Consider the following 13,812-nt stretch of genomic DNA (forward strand, 5'->3'; position numbering starts at 1 on the left):
GATCACGCGAAGACCGTTGTTGTGTCTGGGCAACGACCAAACCCGTGACCGGGACGGTATCCGGTCACGGGCTCGAGGTTAAACGTCAAGCTAGGGCCGGACGACCTCGTACCGGGCGCAGGCGAAGTCCCCGGCGCGGTGGACCTCCACGACCCTGAGGTCGACCCGGCCGGCCAGGAGCGGAGCCCCCGACCCCAGGGTGACGGGCGCGATGGACACGACCACCTCGTCGAGCAGCCCGAGCTCCGCGAACCGCCCGGCGATCCCGCCCCCGCCGACCACCCACACGTCGCGTCCGCCGGCGGCCCCGACCATCTCCGCGTGCAGGTCCCGCAGCTCCTGGTCGCTGTCGGCGCTCGCGAAGCGCAGGTCGCCCTCGATACGGGGCAGGTCGCGGTGGGTGAGCACCCAGGAGGGGATGGCGTAGGGCCAGGCCTCGTCCCCCTCGTGGCGCAGGATCCACTCGTAGGTGTGGGCGCCCGAGACCAGCGCCCCCACGTTCTTCATGAAGTCGGCGTGCTCGTTGTTCGCCTCCCCCGGGTCCGCGGCGAACAGCCACTCCAGGGAGTGGTCGTCGGTGGCGATGAACCCGTCGAGGCTGGTCGCGGTGTTGTAGATCGTCCTGGTCATGTTCTTCCTCCGTGGAGCCGCCGCCCGGGGCGGCGGCCGTCGTGCCGGTCCCTGGGTCCCGGCGGTGCGCGGTCGCCTGTGCTCCGGGCCTACCGGTCGTGGTGGCGGCCCTGGAGCCACTCGATGGGGTCGCCGTGGTCCACCTCCACGCCCGCGGAGCGCAGCATCTGCCGTACGAACTGCCTGCGGTGCGCGGAGAAGGTGAGGACGTGGGCGACGACGCTGCCGATGACGAAGCTCTCCGGCGGGTCGCACAGGGCGTCCACCAGGCGGTCGCCCCAGGCGCCGCGGCGGCCGATGTCGTTGACGGCCGCGATCCACCGCGCCGCCGCGTCCTCGTGCCGTTCGAGGAGCGCCGCGGGATCGTCCGCCCCCCGTTCGGGCTGGTCGGCGGCCTCGATCGAGGCGAGCCACACCTCCTTCGCCCGCACCAGGTGTTCGAGGACGGCCGCGATCGACTCCTCGGGGCCGTCCCACGCCAGGACGGTGCTCCCGGGGGCGCGCACCTCCCGGTAGACCTCCTCGGGGAGCGACGCGGCGAGGCGGAGCAGGTGGGCGGTGTCGTCGACGTCGTGGTGGATCTGGAGGGCGAGGACGTCCATGCCGGTGTCCTTCTTCGGGTTCTCCTCGATCCACAGGTGGATCGGCGGGTGGAAGTGGATGCCGTTCGGCGAGGGCAGCCACGTGGCGCTCCCCGGTGTGGTGGCCCCGGGAGGATGCCCGTACGCGCGCCCGAAGGCGCGGATGAAGCCCTCGACGGACCGGTAGCCCGCGGCGAACGCGGCGTCGGTCACGGTGCTCCCCTGGCCGATCTGCCAGGCCGCGCGCTCCAGGAGGACCCTGCGGCGGAGGGCGACCGGGGCCTCCCCGGTGTCGCGGGTCATGCGGCGTGTGAAGTGGAACGGGGAGGCGAACGCGTGCTCCGCCATGTCGGTGAGGCGGGGGTTCTCCTCGTCCAGGACGGCGTCGAGCAGTTCCCGGAGACGGTCCCGTCCGGAGGTGGACTCGGTCATGTGACCAGTATGTTCCGGGCGTCGCCGGGTTCGCCTGACCGAACTTGCCCTCCCTCGCGCGCGGCGGCGGGTCCGGCCGCGCGGGGCGAATCGTGGTGCGGACGTCCCGGCGGATGCGGTAGAGTCTTCTCCGTCGGCGGGGCCGGAGACGGCGCCCGCCCAGCGGCCGGGACGTAGCGCAGTTTGGTAGCGCACTTGACTGGGGGTCAAGGGGTCGTGGGTTCAAATCCCGCCGTCCCGACAGAGAAGTAGCAGGTCAGCGAGGGGTCCACCATCAGGTGGGCCCTTCTCTGCGTTCCCGGTGGGGTCGGGGCGGGGGTGGACCGGATGGTGCGGATCGTCGGTCCGCGTCGTGGGGGGCGGCGGACGCTCGTGGCTCCCGAGTTCCTCCCGGTGGACGGTGGGAGACGGTCGTCTCCCACCGCCGTGGCGTCCTGGTCGGACCAGGGGCCGCCACGGCGGTGGGAACCGCCTCCTCCTACTGTCCGAGCACCGGGTGCCCGCTGGCGATCGAGATGCGGTTGAACGCGTTGATGAGGGTGGCCGTCCACTCCACCGCGGAGATCTGGGCGGTGGTCAGATGGGCCGCCGCACGAGTGTTGACGGCCTGTCGGTCGATCGTCGGATCGATCACCGTCAAGGACTCCGCCAGCTCCAGCGCGGCCCTCTGCTCATCGGTGAACGCCGCGACCTCGCGCCAGGCCGGCAGCACGTCCAGAGTGCCCTGCGCCACTCCTGCCTTGCGTGCCTTGGCGGAGTGGATGCCCAGGCAGGTCGGACATCCGTTGATCTGGGACACCCGGATGTTGATCAGTTCGAGGGTGTCGTCGCCCAGACCGGCCTCTCGTGCCGCGGATCGGGAGGCCGCGGCCGCCTTGACCATCGCCCCGTAGACCTCGGGGTGCTCCTTGTCGATGTAGGGGCGCTCCGCGCTCATGCGTCACCCCTGCCCTTGACCGTCTCCTCGACCAGGACGAGGTCGGCCGGCCTCGGTCGGCGGACCCGCCCGCCCCGGGCCGTGTACTCGTCACCGTGCTTGCGCAGGTGCTTGGCGAAGAGCGGGCACACGGGGACGACGGTGAGGTTCCTGCGGATGCTGTCGGCCAGTGCCTCACCGACCAGCAGCCCGGCCAGGCCCCGGCCGCCGAACTCCGGTGCGACCTCGGTGTGGAAGAAGACGCGCTCGCCGGGTGCCCCGGGCGGGTCGACGAAGTCCGCGCGTCCGGCGAGGGTGCCGTCGTCCAGACGCACGGTGTAGGCGCTGACGGCGCGTGTCTCGTCCAGCGCGACGTGTACGACGGCGCCGGTCCTGTCGGTCTGTGGCTCGCTCATGGCGGACCTCTCTGTGGGGATGGTGTTCGGGTCGGTCGGTGGCGGACACGGCGGGGCCCCGGTCCGGGCGGGGCGGGCACCGGTCGGGCGGCCCGTCCGCGGGCCGGGCGTGGGGCGGCGGGCTCCTGCCGCCCGGAACGGGAACCTGCCGCGCGAGTCCGTCGTCGCGCCTCAGCCCGCCGCCGTCGCGGAGGCCTCCTCGGCCTCGCGAGCGGCGAGCAGCGAGGCGTGCGTGGGCGCCCCGGGCACGTGTTCCGGCCGGTTCTTGGCAAACTCCTCCCTCAGGACCGGTACGACCTCCTCGCCGAGGATGTCGAGCTGCTCCAGCACGGTCTTCAGGGGGACCCCTACGCCGTCGACGTTGAACAGCTGGCGCTGGTAGTCGCCGAAGCTCTCGCGGAAGGTGAGGGTCTTGTCGATGACCTGCTGAGGGCTGCCGACGGTCAGCGGGGTCTCGTCCATGTACTGCTCCAGTGACGGTCCGCCGCCCATCTGGGGGGAGCGGTCGAAGTAGGGGCGGAACTCCCGTACGGCGTCCTGGGATCTGGGCCGCATGAAGACGTGGCCGCCGACGCCGACGACGGCCTGTTCGGGGGTGCCGTGGCCGTAGTGGGCGTAGCGCCTGCGGTACAGGCCGATCAGCTTCTGGAAGTGCTTCCTGGGCCAGAAGATGTTGTTGGCGAAGAAGCCGTCCCCGTAGTAGGCGGCCTGTTCGGCTATCTCCGGCGAGCGGATGGAGCCGTGCCAGACGAAGGGGGGAACGCCGTCGAGCGGGCGGGGCGTGGAGGTGAAGGACTGCAGCGGGGTGCGGAAGCGGCCTTCCCAGTCGACGACGTCCTCGCGCCAGAGCTTGTGCAGGAGGGCGTAGTTCTCGATGGCGAGGTCGATGCCCTGGCGGATGTCCTTGCCGAACCAGGGGTAGACGGGGCCGGTGTTGCCTCGGCCCAGCATCAGGTCCACGCGTCCGTCGGCCAGGTGCTGGAGCATGGCGTAGTCCTCCGCGATCTTCACCGGGTCGTTGGTGGTGATCAGGGTGGTGGCCGTGGACAGGACGATCCGCTCGGTGCGCGCCGCGATCCAGCCGAGCATGGTGGTCGGGGACGAGGGCACGAACGGCGGATTGTGGTGCTCGCCGGTCGCGAACACGTCCATCCCGACCTCCTCGGCCTTCTGCGCGATGGTGACCATCGCCTTGATCCGCTCGTGCTCGGTCGGTGTCCGGCTGGTGGCGGGGTCCTGTGTCACGTCACCGACGGTGAAGATCCCGAACTGCATCGCATCCATCTCCGTGTGGTCGCTGTGTCGACTGCCGTGGCGAACGCGGTGCCGGGTGTGGACGCTCCGCCGCGACATCGTCGTCATTTGGTTGATGGATCAACTATGCTACTCGAAATTAAGTTGATCAATCAACAAAATACGCGTTCGCTGCCGGACGATCCCGGCTCGGTGCGAGCCCGGTACGGCCCTGGCGGCATTGACGACCGCGGAGGCGGTGCGGGGCGGCGCGGCCGGGTAGGGGCAGTCACTCCCCGCCGTGGACCGCCGCCGGGCGCTTCGGGAGCGAGGAACGGCTCTCCGCGGGCGCGGGGCCGGGCTCTCGGGGGCTCCGTACCGTCCGCTCAGTCCGGCTGTTTCTCCATGTGGTCCGAGACGCGCTGGGAGAGCCGGGCGAACGTGCTGAGCTGGTTCGGGGTCAGGGCGTCGACGAACAGGCGGCGCACGTGCTCGACGTGCAGGGGCGCAGCGTCTTCGATCGCCTTGTAGCCGGCCGGCGTGGCGACGACGAATGCTCCGCGGGCGTCGTCGGGGCATTCCTCCCTGGCCACGAGCCCACGCTTGGCCATCCGCCTGACCTGGTGGGACATCCGGCTCTTCTCCCAGTTCACGCGGTTGGCCAGCTCCAGGAGGCGCATCTTCCCCTCACTCGTCCCGGTGAGGCTGACGAGCACGATGTAGTCGGAGGCGGACATCCCGGAATCGGCCTGGAGGAGGCGGGACAGCCGCCCGATGAGCGTCTCCTGCATGCGGATGAAGCTGTCCCAAGCGGCCTTCTCCTCCGCCTCCAGCCAGCGTGGCGTCTCGTTCATGGGCGCAGTGTAACGAAGAAGTTGACATCTCATCCACTTGAGCTGGAACGACGGAGGTATGGGCCCTCCGCCGACCGGTGCGCGTCGTACCCCGGCCGCTGTGGTTCGGGGACCGCTCCGGCTCAGGGGTCGGGGGTCCGTGGCGGTCCTGCCGCCGGTCGGCGGCGCACCATGTTCGCCGTCTCCTGGTGGACGGCAGGTGCCGCCCCTCCTCCGGGGGCGGCACCGCGCAGCGATGCGTGTGGCCGTTCTCCGGTCCGACCGCGCACCGGACCTCCGGGAACGTGAGCGAGGCCTGTCAGCGGGGGGCGGTGGTCCGGCCCGGCCGAAGACCGCCGTCAGCCCCGGGACGCAGGGGTTCCCTGCCACCGGAGGGGGTCGTCCTCCAGCGCGGGGCGGTCCCAGTGTCCGAGGTCCGCTGCGGCCTCGTAGGTGGTGCGGAGGAACTCGGCGACCGCGCGGTCGGGGTCGGGTGCGGCGCGGGCGACCTCGTACGGCAGCAGGAACTGCTGGAACTCGGTGCTGAAGTACGCGCCTTCGGGGCCGACCGGCTGATCGGCGAACCCCTCGGGTCCGGGGTAGGCGTAGGAGTAGAAGGCGCCTTCCTCGCCGCCGCCGGGCCAGAACCCGCAGCTGGACAGCTCCCGGGAGTAGCCCTCGACCATGACCCAGTCCCCGCAGTTGGGCGCTCCGCCCGGGTGGGGCGGGGCGGACCGCCCCGAGAAGCGGGTGCAGGCGAGGTCCATCGCCCCCCAGAAGAAGTGCACCGGGCTGACCTTGCCGACGAAGTGTGACCGGAACTCGCCGATCACCCGGTTCGCCTGCAGCAGCTGACGCCAGAACAGGGTGGCCGCCTCGCCGTCGTAGGAGGCGTGCTCGTGGTCCTCGGCGAAGGGGATCGCCGGCTCGACCTCGTTGGGGCGCGGCCGGATCGGCGCCTCGATCCCGAGCCGGTCGAGCATGTCCAGGACCCGGGCGTAGAACTCGGCGACCGGCATCGGCCGCAGCGGGAGGCTCTGCGCGCCGCCGTCGCTGCTGCGGACCTCGAGCCGGTGGCCGACGAAGTCGAACTCGATCTCGAAGGCTCCCGTGCGGTACGGGATGGCCGAGGTCGTCAACCCGCGCGGGCTGACGTAGAGGGTCACCTGCCACCAGTGGTTGATCAGCGGAGCATGGGCCATGCGGATCTTGCCCACGATCTGGGTCCACATGTGCAGGGTGTCGCGTGTGGGGGTCCAGTCCGAGACCCGCAGGCTCGGCCAGTTCGTCTTCGACGGGCTGGTCATCGGTTCTCGCTTCCTTCGCCGTGCCGCCGGAGGGCGGAGGCGGTCGTGATCGTGTTCTGCGGACGGGCGCCCCGACCCCCGGTCTCCTCCGGAGCGGAGCGGGCCGTGGTTCTGTCGGTCCCCGCCACACCCCCACGACGGCCGACGGCGTCCGCATGAGCGGTGCCTCGCGTCCCCGGGGGTGCAAGGCACCCGATGGTAGTTGATACATCATCGGAACGGTAGGTGATTGATCAACTTGCCGGGCGGGGGTCTGTGTCCCTCCGGGGTGATGGCGGCGTCCTGGTCCTATTTGGTTGACACGTCATCCAATGCTGCTAATTTAGGTGACGCATCACCTAGTTGGCGGGGATGTGCGGTCGCCGACGCGAAGGGCTGTCCCCATGCGGAGGTCGGGCCGGTCCGCGGAGCCGTGTCGACCGAGGACGCGTGTCGTCGGCCGGCCCGGTCGTCGGGGCTCCGGTGCGGAAGCGCGTGCCCGTATCACCCGCGTGGAGACCGACGGCGTCCCGGCCGAGCCCCCGGTACACGAGAACCTCGAGAGGAACCCCCTGTGAGCACCGAAGCCAAGAACGGACTTCAGGCACTGCTGACGCCCGAGGAGAGCGTCGTCGTCCTGATCGACCACCAGCCTTTCCAGTTCACCAACCTGAACAGCCACGAGCCGTCGATGGTCGTCAACAACGTCGTCGGCCTCGCCAAGGCCGCCAAGGTGTTCGACGTTCCGACCATCCTGACGACGGTGCTGGAGGAGCGCGGCGGCTTCCTCCTCCAGGCACTGCAGGACGTCTTCCCGGAGCAGAAGCCGATCGACCGTACGTTCATCAACACCTGGCAGGACGAGCGGGTCGTCGACGCCGTCAAGGCGACCGGCAGGAAGAAGCTGATCATCGCCGGTCTCTGGACGGAGATCTGTGTCGCCATGCCGGCGATCCAGGCGGCGGGCGAGGGCTTCGAGGTCTTCGTCGTCACCGACGCGTCGGGCGGAATCTCGGCGGAGGCCCACGACATGGCCGTACGGCGCATGGTCCAGGCCGGCGTGGTGCCGATCACCTGGCTGGCCGTGGCGGGGGAGTGGCAGCGCGACTGGGCCCGCGAGGAGACCGTGCAGGGCATGATCGAGGTCCAGACGCAGCACGCCGGCGCCACCGGCGTCGCCTTCGCGTGGGAGACGCAGCTGCTGGCCAACCGCTCCGGAAGCGGCGTCTGACACGACCGTGGAACGGACCCCGGTCCGCATCGGGCAGGGCGGGTGTTCGGAGCCGCGGGGGCGGCGGTACTGCCGGTGTGCCGTGTGAATAAGTTGTTGCATCATCTTTATGGGGTCGGCGTGACGCCCGGCCGACCGATCGAGGAGGAGGCCGTATGGCAGTCGAAGTGAGCGATGCGCCCGAGGCCAAGCGCTATGAGGCCCGCGTCGACGGAGAACCCGGTGTCGCGGGCATCGCGGGATACATCCGCACACCGGAACTCGTCGCGTTCGTGCACACCGAGGTCGCGCCGGAGTACGAGGGAAGGGGGGTCGGGTCCGCGCTGGCCCGCACCGCCCTCGACGAGGCGCGGTCCGCGAACCTGCGGGTGCTCGCGACCTGCCCCTTCTTCGCGGGCTGGATCGCCCGTCATCCCGAGTACCAGGACCTGCTGTACCAGTCCCGGAGCAGGGTCAGTGACTGAACGGTCGGACACGGAGGCCACGGAGGCCGGGATGAACGGCGGATCCGGGAAGAAGACGTACGAGGGGCAGTCGGTCACGGTCACCTTCGAGGCCGGGCGCTGCCGGCACGCGGCCGAATGCGTCCGGGGCCTGCCCGAGGTGTTCGACACGGCTCGGCGCCCGTGGATCCGGCCGGACGGCGCCACCGCCGAACGGCTGGTCGAAGTGGTGCGGCGCTGCCCTTCGGGTGCGCTGCGGTACCGACTCGCCGACGGCGGAACGGGGCCCTGAACGACCCGCACAGACCACGCGCGGTGCCACCGGACGGCCGACCCCACCCGGTGAACCGGGCGTGGGCACGCCGCAGGGGCCCGTCCTCGGACGGGCCCCTGCGGCCGTTGCCGGGCGGCGGCCGCCGGCTCAGTCCGCGGCGGCGCCGAACCACCTCGACAGCGGGCCGGCCAGCTCCTGCTGGTCCTCGCCGACCCACGCCACGTGCCCGTCCGGCCTCAGCAGCACGGCGGGTACGTCCGGTTCCCCGCCGGTGTCCGCGACGTGATCGACGCGGTCGGCCCAGCCCCCGACGGAGAGCCGCCCGGTCCGGTCCAGCAGCAGCCCCCGGCCCCCGTGCATCAGCTCGTAGAGGCGGCCGCCCCGGCCCAGCTCCACGTCGCGCATCCGACTGCCGAGCAGCTCGTGCCCCTCACCGAAGTCGTAGCGGACGTCGACCGCGGTGATCATGCCGGTCACGTACCGGTTGACCTCCTCGAAGTCCATCAGCCGCGAGAACAGCCCCCGCAGCGCCGCCGCACCCGGGTCCGCGCCCAGCATCGTGATCTGCGCGCGGGTGTTGTCCAGCACGCGGGCGCCGACCGGGTGCCTCTCCTCGTGGTAGCTGTCCAGCAGCCCCTCCGGCGCCCGGCCCCCGACCGAGGCGGCCAGTTTCCAGCCGAGGTTGAACGCGTCCTGCACACCCAGGTTGAGCCCCTGCCCGCCGGTGGGCGGGTGGATGTGCGCCGCGTCCCCGGCCAGCAGCACCCGGCCCGCCCGGTAGCGCTCGGCCTGCCGGGTGGCGTCGCCGAAGCGGGACAGCCAGCGAGGCGAGTGCACGCCGAAGTCGGTGCCCGCGAAGGCCCGCAGCCGCTGCCTGAACTCGTCGAGGGTCGGTTCGGCCGCGCGGTCCTCGGCCACCCCCTCGGCGGGCACGATGACGCGGTGCACCCCCTCGCCCTCCTCGGCGGCGGGGGCGAGGCCGAACCGCAGCTGGGTCCTGTGGACCTTCGCGACGGCGGCGGCGATCACCTCCGGATCCGCGGTCACCTCCATGGCGCCCAGCAGCGTCTCGACCTTGGCGGGCTCGCCGGGGAAGCCGATCCCGACCAGCTTGCGTACCGCGCTGCGCCCGCCGTCGCACCCCACGAGGTAGCGCGAGCGCAGGCGGGTGCCGTCCGCCAGCCCGACGTCCACCCCGTCCTCGTCCTGGTCCAGGCCGACCACCTCGCAGCCGCGCCAGATCCGCGTGCCCAGTTCGAGGGCGCGCTCCTCCAGCAACCGCTCGGTGACCGGCTGCGGGGTGGCGAGACCGTACGGGTGGGCCGTGTCCAACAGCTCCGGCCACGGCTTGGTGACGCCTCCGAAGAGACCGCCGACCCGGAACTTCTCGCTGACCGCGAGGAACCGGTCCAGCAGACCGCGCTGGTCCATCACCTCGACGCTGCGCGCGTGCAGGCCCTGCCCGCGGGAGTGCCCCGTCGGCTCGGTCAGCTTCTCCAGCACGAGCGTGTCAACGCCGTGCAGCCGCAGCTCGCCGGCCAGCATCAGGCCGGTCGGCCCGCCGCCGACCACGATCACGTCGATCATGAATGCCCCTGTCCCTCGTCGTGGCGTCCCGGCCGCCCGCACCTCCCGGGGGTGCCCGCGACCGACCGCCTTCCCCGCCGGTACGGCGTCCGCGCGCCCCGCCCGACCTGCGACGGCACACGCGTGTCGTGGTTCCCGGAACCGTGTGTTCCGGCCACGAGGGATGATTCTGGGGCACGACCCGGGTCTTGCCGCAAGCCCCCGGGTGCGCTATACGTTGAGAGTGGAAGGACGGATTTTTCCTTCCCCCGCCGGTCCGACACGGACGGGCGACCCTCTCCCGAGCCGGTGACGCGGAGCTCTTCTCCGATCACGTGGGCTCCCTCCGAGCCCCCTGTCTCCTTAGGGACCCCTCCGCCATGGCCGGTACCGCCCTGGAGGCAGACGTGTGCGCCCGGGGCAGCGGGCCGTCAGCAGGGCGACCACGAGCAGGACCGCCCCCCGCACCGAGACCGGTCAACCCCTGCGCGTTCCAGCGGCGTCGCACCTCTGTATCCGCGACGTGACACGGGCCCGGGAGGCACCCTGGCACCCTCCCGGGCCGGTCACTTCACGCAGCGGAGCTCTGCGCAGGCAGCCAGCTGGGTCTCCACCCCGGGGCGGTGCGAACCCGGCGCAGCCAGGGCAGTGTCACTGCCGGGGATCCCCGTGCAGGTGCCGCATCAGGGTTTCCAAGTCCGAGCGCTCCAGCCCGGCCGGGGCGGCGGGTTCGTCGGCCAGGTCCGCGAGCTGCTCGACCCCGGGGTCGTCGAGGACCGCCCCCATGAAGCGCAGCTTGGCGGCCAGACGCTCCTCGATGACTTCGTCGATCGTCTTCTCCGCGATCAGGATCCGCACGTTCGTCTCCGTGCCGGGTGCCAAGCCGAGGCGGTGGATCCGGTCCAGGCTCTGCAGGAACCGGCCGGCGGTGAAGTCCCGGTCCACGTACACGGCCTCGTGGCAGACCTGGTGGAGGCTGATGCCCTCACCGAGGGTCGCGGGGTTGGACAGCAGGACGAGGCATCCGGGGTCCTTGCGGAACCTGTCGATCTGCTCTTCGCGGTCAGCGGTGCCGCCGTGGACGACGGCGGGAGCACAGTCGGCCAGCATCTTCTCGAGCGTGGTCAGGCTGCGGACGAACGTCGACCACACGATCGTCTTCCGTCCCCGTGCGGCGTTCGCGCGCACGATCTTGCAGGCCTCCTTGTACTTCGGGGAGTCCTCGTAGCGGGGGAGGTTGTCCATCATCTGCCTGAGGGTCGGGTTCTGCGGCACCTCCAGGCGGGGGAGGTCGTAGGGCAGTGGCTCGTACTTGCTCCCGCCTTCCGACAGCAGGGCGGGTGAGGCCGCAGCCATGATCAGGTACATGGAGACACGGCCGTACTTCTCCAGGCCTTCGCTGCCCTGACCGCTGCCCGCCGCCCGGAGGCCCTCCTCTCCGGCGATTGCCGAGTAGAGCTCCCGGTGCCAGTCGTCGAGGCCGACGCGGACGACACGGGGGTCGAGGGGGGGAAGGCCGAGCTCCTGCTTGGTCGTCCGGCAGAAGAACGGCTTGAGGATCGCGCTGGCGTCGCGCAGGCTGCGGTCGGCGATGGCGCGTTCGACCGTCCGCCCCCCCTGGCCGGGCCAGACGAAGGAGAAGAGGCTCTGCAGGTCCTTGGCGCCGTTGGGCGCCGGCGTGCCGCTGAGGGCGAGCCGGCGCCGCGCGAGCGGCCCCAGGGCCAGGCACACCGCCCCGTAGACGCCCTGCGCGCCGCGTTTCATCCGGTGCGCCTCGTCCAGGACCAGCATGGACGGTTCCGCGCTGAGCCACTTCGCGAGAGCGTCCTGGCTGCCGGCGAGGCGCTCGTAGTTGATGACCACGATCTCGGCCAGCGGGTCCAGCATCCCGCCGTCGGCGATGTGGACGGCAGGGGGCTTCTCAAAGCACAGCTCCACCTCCTCCGTCCAGCTGCCGTGAGCCGACTTCGGTGCCACGACGAGCATGCGGAGGACCTCGCCCCGGTTCCGCGAGGCGTGGAAGTCGGCCAGGGCGACACGTGTCTTCCCAGCGCCGGGCACGCTGAAGTTGGCGCCGTGCCCCATAGAGAGGAGTCTGCCGATGTCCCTTCGCTGGAAAGCGGTCAAGGGGGCCAGCCAGCCGGGGTCGAGCAGGCCGCCGACGTCGTCGGCGCAGACCTCGGAGGGGGAGGGGCCGTCGCCGCTGAGCCTCGCCTTTGCTTCCTTCGCCTCACGTGCGGAGTCCCGTACGAGGTTGACGACCGCGGTCTCCCAGCGGACATCCTTTGACGGCCAGATCGTCAGCGACTGGACGCTGGAGAGGAAGTTGTCGAGGGGGACATGGACGACCTGGGGAGACTGGTAGGCGGAACCGCGGAAACGGTGGGCCAGCCGGCTGAGGTCGGCCGTGTGGGAGGCATCCGCTTCCAGGACCACGGTGGTGCCGGACGGGGAGAGCCTGATGGTGAGAGTGGGCACAGGAGAGTCTTCCTTCACAGGTCCGCGACCGCGTCCTGCAGCCAGGACAGTCCGGGGCCGGGCTCCTCCACACCGCGGGAGGCGACGCGGGAGAGCTTCTTCAGGGCAGTGGCGAGTTCCAGGAGCGACTCGTCCAGGGCACGGTGTTCCATGAGGTCCTGGCTGCGCGCCTGGGAGGCCTGCTGCGTCGACTCGCTGACGAGCTTGGCGGCTTCCTGGAGGGTCTTGGCCGCAGCGCTCTTGCGCTTGGCGCGGCGGTCCACCCACTCGGCTTCGTGCACCCCCTGCTCGACCGCGTCCTTCACCTGGTCGAGCACGGTGCGGGCTTCAGCGGCTTCCTCAGCGGTGAGCTGGGAAGCGGCGGCCTGCCTGGCCCTGGCCTTGAGGACCCGGTCGGTGAAGGCGCGTGCGCGAAGAGTCTCCGGTTCCTCCCCGGCCAGGGGCAGGTCCTCGCCGAGGTCGAGCCCGGGCAGGGAGAAGGCCTCGTCCGCGGGCTTGCCCGGCTGGGCGAACTCCTCGCCCAGCTTGGGGACGAGGTAGGCGTTGTGGAAGTCGTGGCCGACGTAGCGGACCTTGGTCTTGGCGGTGCCCAGGACGATGGCGAGCAGCCGGTTCTCCCGCAGCGCTTCGGCCTTGCCCGTATCGGCCGCCTTGTGGTAGCTGCGGTGCAGTTCCGACAGGGTCTCCTGGTGGCCCTCGAAGTCCATCAGGCGCAGGCTGGTCGTGCCCCCTCCGCCGAGTTCCTCCCGGCTCCGCTCGATCGCCTCGGAGATGAACTCGTAGACCCAGAGGTCCCGTTCGATCGCCTTCGGCGTGGTCCGGAAGGCCTTTGCCAGTTCTGCGGGGGTGCGTCCGGCAGAGGTCTGCTCATGGACCGCGATCAACCGGTTGATGTAGGAGTAGTCGCGGCGGCGGTCCTTGCGGAGCTGCAGTTCCAGCTCGACCGCCGCGATGTCGGCCCAGGTCGCTGTGGCAGGCAGGACGGCCGCGCGGAAGTCGCGCTTGTTCAGTTCCCTGAGGGCTGCGCACCGGGTGTTGCCGTTGACCAGGATCCCGCTGGGGGTGATGATCCCCGCGTCCTTCTGTCCGTAGTCCTTCAGATCGTCCTTGAGCTTCTCGAAGTCGGGGTCCGTGGCATCGGGGTTGTCCGGCTTGCACTGGAGGAGCTTGTGCAGGTATTCCTGGCTTTCCTTCGACCAGGGGTCCTCCGCGAGCTTGGCGTCGAACACCGGGTCGTGGGAGCGCTGCGCGCGGATCCGGTGGGTCTCCGGGTTGTAGAGGAGGTCGTCGAGCGGCACGGTGACGACCTTGAAGTTGGTCGGCTGTCCTCGCCACTCCACCCGTACGGTCTCAGGGGCTCCGCCGGCCCGGCGTGCCTCTTCCAGCCGCGCTTCCACCATGGTGCGGACAGCGCTGCTGCCCGGGGTCTCCGCGATCTCTGCGGGGTTCATGTCTACGCCTTTTCTTCTCGTGTCGGTCCGGCCGGGGCGCAC

At 70.9% G+C, this 13,812-nt stretch carries 13 protein-coding genes and 1 tRNA gene; 4 read left to right on the plus strand and 10 right to left on the minus strand.

Annotated elements, in window-relative coordinates:
* Positions 1-90: 90 nt before the first annotated feature.
* Both ACFQBR_RS23010 and ACFQBR_RS23015 read right to left on the minus strand, forming a co-directional pair.
* Positions 91-630: a dihydrofolate reductase family protein gene (locus tag ACFQBR_RS23010; RefSeq protein WP_344178833.1), complete on the minus strand. Its 540-nt coding sequence runs from the start codon at positions 628-630 to the stop codon at positions 91-93.
* A gap of 89 nt (positions 631-719) precedes the next feature.
* Complete coding sequence (locus ACFQBR_RS23015) at positions 720-1,643, minus strand: helix-turn-helix domain-containing protein (RefSeq protein WP_344178831.1); 924 nt, start codon at positions 1,641-1,643, stop codon at positions 720-722.
* Positions 1,644-1,810: 167 nt separating this feature from the next.
* Between ACFQBR_RS23015 and ACFQBR_RS23020 the strand changes: the two genes are divergently transcribed.
* Positions 1,811-1,884 (plus strand) — tRNA-Pro (locus ACFQBR_RS23020).
* 237 nt (positions 1,885-2,121) lie between these two features.
* On the opposite strand, the gene ACFQBR_RS23025 is transcribed toward ACFQBR_RS23020, so the two are convergent.
* From ACFQBR_RS23025 to ACFQBR_RS23045, 5 genes are all read right to left on the minus strand, one after another.
* Complete coding sequence (locus ACFQBR_RS23025; RefSeq protein WP_344178828.1) at positions 2,122-2,580, minus strand: carboxymuconolactone decarboxylase family protein; 459 nt, start codon at positions 2,578-2,580, stop codon at positions 2,122-2,124.
* Positions 2,577-2,975 carry a GNAT family N-acetyltransferase gene (locus ACFQBR_RS23030; protein WP_344178826.1) on the minus strand — a complete coding sequence of 133 codons (399 nt, stop codon included), beginning with the start codon at positions 2,973-2,975 and terminating at the stop codon, positions 2,577-2,579. Before ACFQBR_RS23030 ends, ACFQBR_RS23025 begins: the two co-directional genes overlap by 4 nt.
* Before the next feature lie 171 nt (positions 2,976-3,146).
* Positions 3,147-4,250 carry an LLM class flavin-dependent oxidoreductase gene (locus ACFQBR_RS23035; RefSeq protein WP_344178824.1) on the minus strand — a complete coding sequence of 368 codons (1,104 nt, stop codon included), beginning with the start codon at positions 4,248-4,250 and terminating at the stop codon, positions 3,147-3,149.
* Between the two features lie 344 nt (positions 4,251-4,594).
* Positions 4,595-5,062, minus strand: coding sequence for a MarR family winged helix-turn-helix transcriptional regulator (locus ACFQBR_RS23040; RefSeq protein ID WP_344178821.1), 468 nt, complete (start codon positions 5,060-5,062; stop codon positions 4,595-4,597).
* A 338-nt stretch (positions 5,063-5,400) separates the two neighbouring features.
* Entirely contained in the window at positions 5,401-6,348 is a 948-nt protein-coding gene (locus ACFQBR_RS23045) for a DUF5996 family protein (protein ID WP_344178819.1), read from the minus strand.
* 553 nt (positions 6,349-6,901) lie between these two features.
* Here ACFQBR_RS23045 and ACFQBR_RS23050 point away from each other — a divergent pair.
* From ACFQBR_RS23050 to ACFQBR_RS23060, 3 genes are all read left to right on the plus strand, one after another.
* Entirely contained in the window at positions 6,902-7,558 is a 657-nt protein-coding gene (locus tag ACFQBR_RS23050) for a hydrolase (RefSeq protein WP_344178817.1), read from the plus strand.
* Positions 7,559-7,713: 155 nt separating this feature from the next.
* On the plus strand, positions 7,714-8,022 hold the full coding sequence (locus ACFQBR_RS23055) for a GNAT family N-acetyltransferase (RefSeq protein WP_344178813.1): 309 nt from the start codon (positions 7,714-7,716) through the stop codon (positions 8,020-8,022).
* A complete protein-coding gene (locus ACFQBR_RS23060; RefSeq protein WP_344178811.1) occupies positions 8,015-8,293 on the plus strand; it encodes a (4Fe-4S)-binding protein in 279 nt (92 codons plus the stop codon). The genes ACFQBR_RS23055 and ACFQBR_RS23060 overlap by 8 nt, the downstream gene beginning before the upstream one ends.
* 129 nt (positions 8,294-8,422) lie before the next feature.
* Here the strand turns inward: ACFQBR_RS23060 and rox are convergent, their stop codons facing one another.
* The 3 genes from rox to ACFQBR_RS23075 all read right to left on the minus strand — a co-directional run bounded on the left by rox (position 8,423) and on the right by ACFQBR_RS23075 (position 13,770).
* On the minus strand, positions 8,423-9,862 hold the full coding sequence (gene rox / locus ACFQBR_RS23065; RefSeq protein WP_344178809.1) for a rifampin monooxygenase: 1,440 nt from the start codon (positions 9,860-9,862) through the stop codon (positions 8,423-8,425).
* Between the two features lie 630 nt (positions 9,863-10,492).
* Entirely contained in the window at positions 10,493-12,319 is a 1,827-nt protein-coding gene (locus ACFQBR_RS23070) for a DEAD/DEAH box helicase (RefSeq protein ID WP_344178807.1), read from the minus strand.
* Between the two features lie 14 nt (positions 12,320-12,333).
* Positions 12,334-13,770, minus strand: coding sequence for a ParB N-terminal domain-containing protein (locus ACFQBR_RS23075; RefSeq protein WP_344178805.1), 1,437 nt, complete (start codon positions 13,768-13,770; stop codon positions 12,334-12,336).
* Between the last annotated feature and the right edge of the window lie 42 nt (positions 13,771-13,812).

The sequence above is a fragment of the Nocardiopsis tropica genome (assembly GCF_042660575.1).
Lineage (GTDB): Bacteria > Actinomycetota > Actinomycetes > Streptosporangiales > Streptosporangiaceae > Nocardiopsis > Nocardiopsis tropica.

Coding starts and splice junctions, on each gene's coding strand:
- ACFQBR_RS23010 (WP_344178833.1), bottom strand. CDS start 630: ATGACCAGGACGATCTACAACACCGCGACCAGCCTCGACGGGTTCATC.
- ACFQBR_RS23015 (WP_344178831.1), bottom strand. CDS start 1,643: ATGACCGAGTCCACCTCCGGACGGGACCGTCTCCGGGAACTGCTCGAC.
- ACFQBR_RS23025 (WP_344178828.1), bottom strand. CDS start 2,580: ATGAGCGCGGAGCGCCCCTACATCGACAAGGAGCACCCCGAGGTCTAC.
- ACFQBR_RS23030 (WP_344178826.1), bottom strand. CDS start 2,975: ATGAGCGAGCCACAGACCGACAGGACCGGCGCCGTCGTACACGTCGCG.
- ACFQBR_RS23035 (WP_344178824.1), bottom strand. CDS start 4,250: ATGCAGTTCGGGATCTTCACCGTCGGTGACGTGACACAGGACCCCGCC.
- ACFQBR_RS23040 (WP_344178821.1), bottom strand. CDS start 5,062: ATGAACGAGACGCCACGCTGGCTGGAGGCGGAGGAGAAGGCCGCTTGG.
- ACFQBR_RS23045 (WP_344178819.1), bottom strand. CDS start 6,348: ATGACCAGCCCGTCGAAGACGAACTGGCCGAGCCTGCGGGTCTCGGAC.
- ACFQBR_RS23055 (WP_344178813.1), top strand. CDS start 7,714: ATGGCAGTCGAAGTGAGCGATGCGCCCGAGGCCAAGCGCTATGAGGCC.
- rox (WP_344178809.1), bottom strand. CDS start 9,862: ATGATCGACGTGATCGTGGTCGGCGGCGGGCCGACCGGCCTGATGCTG.
- ACFQBR_RS23075 (WP_344178805.1), bottom strand. CDS start 13,770: ATGAACCCCGCAGAGATCGCGGAGACCCCGGGCAGCAGCGCTGTCCGC.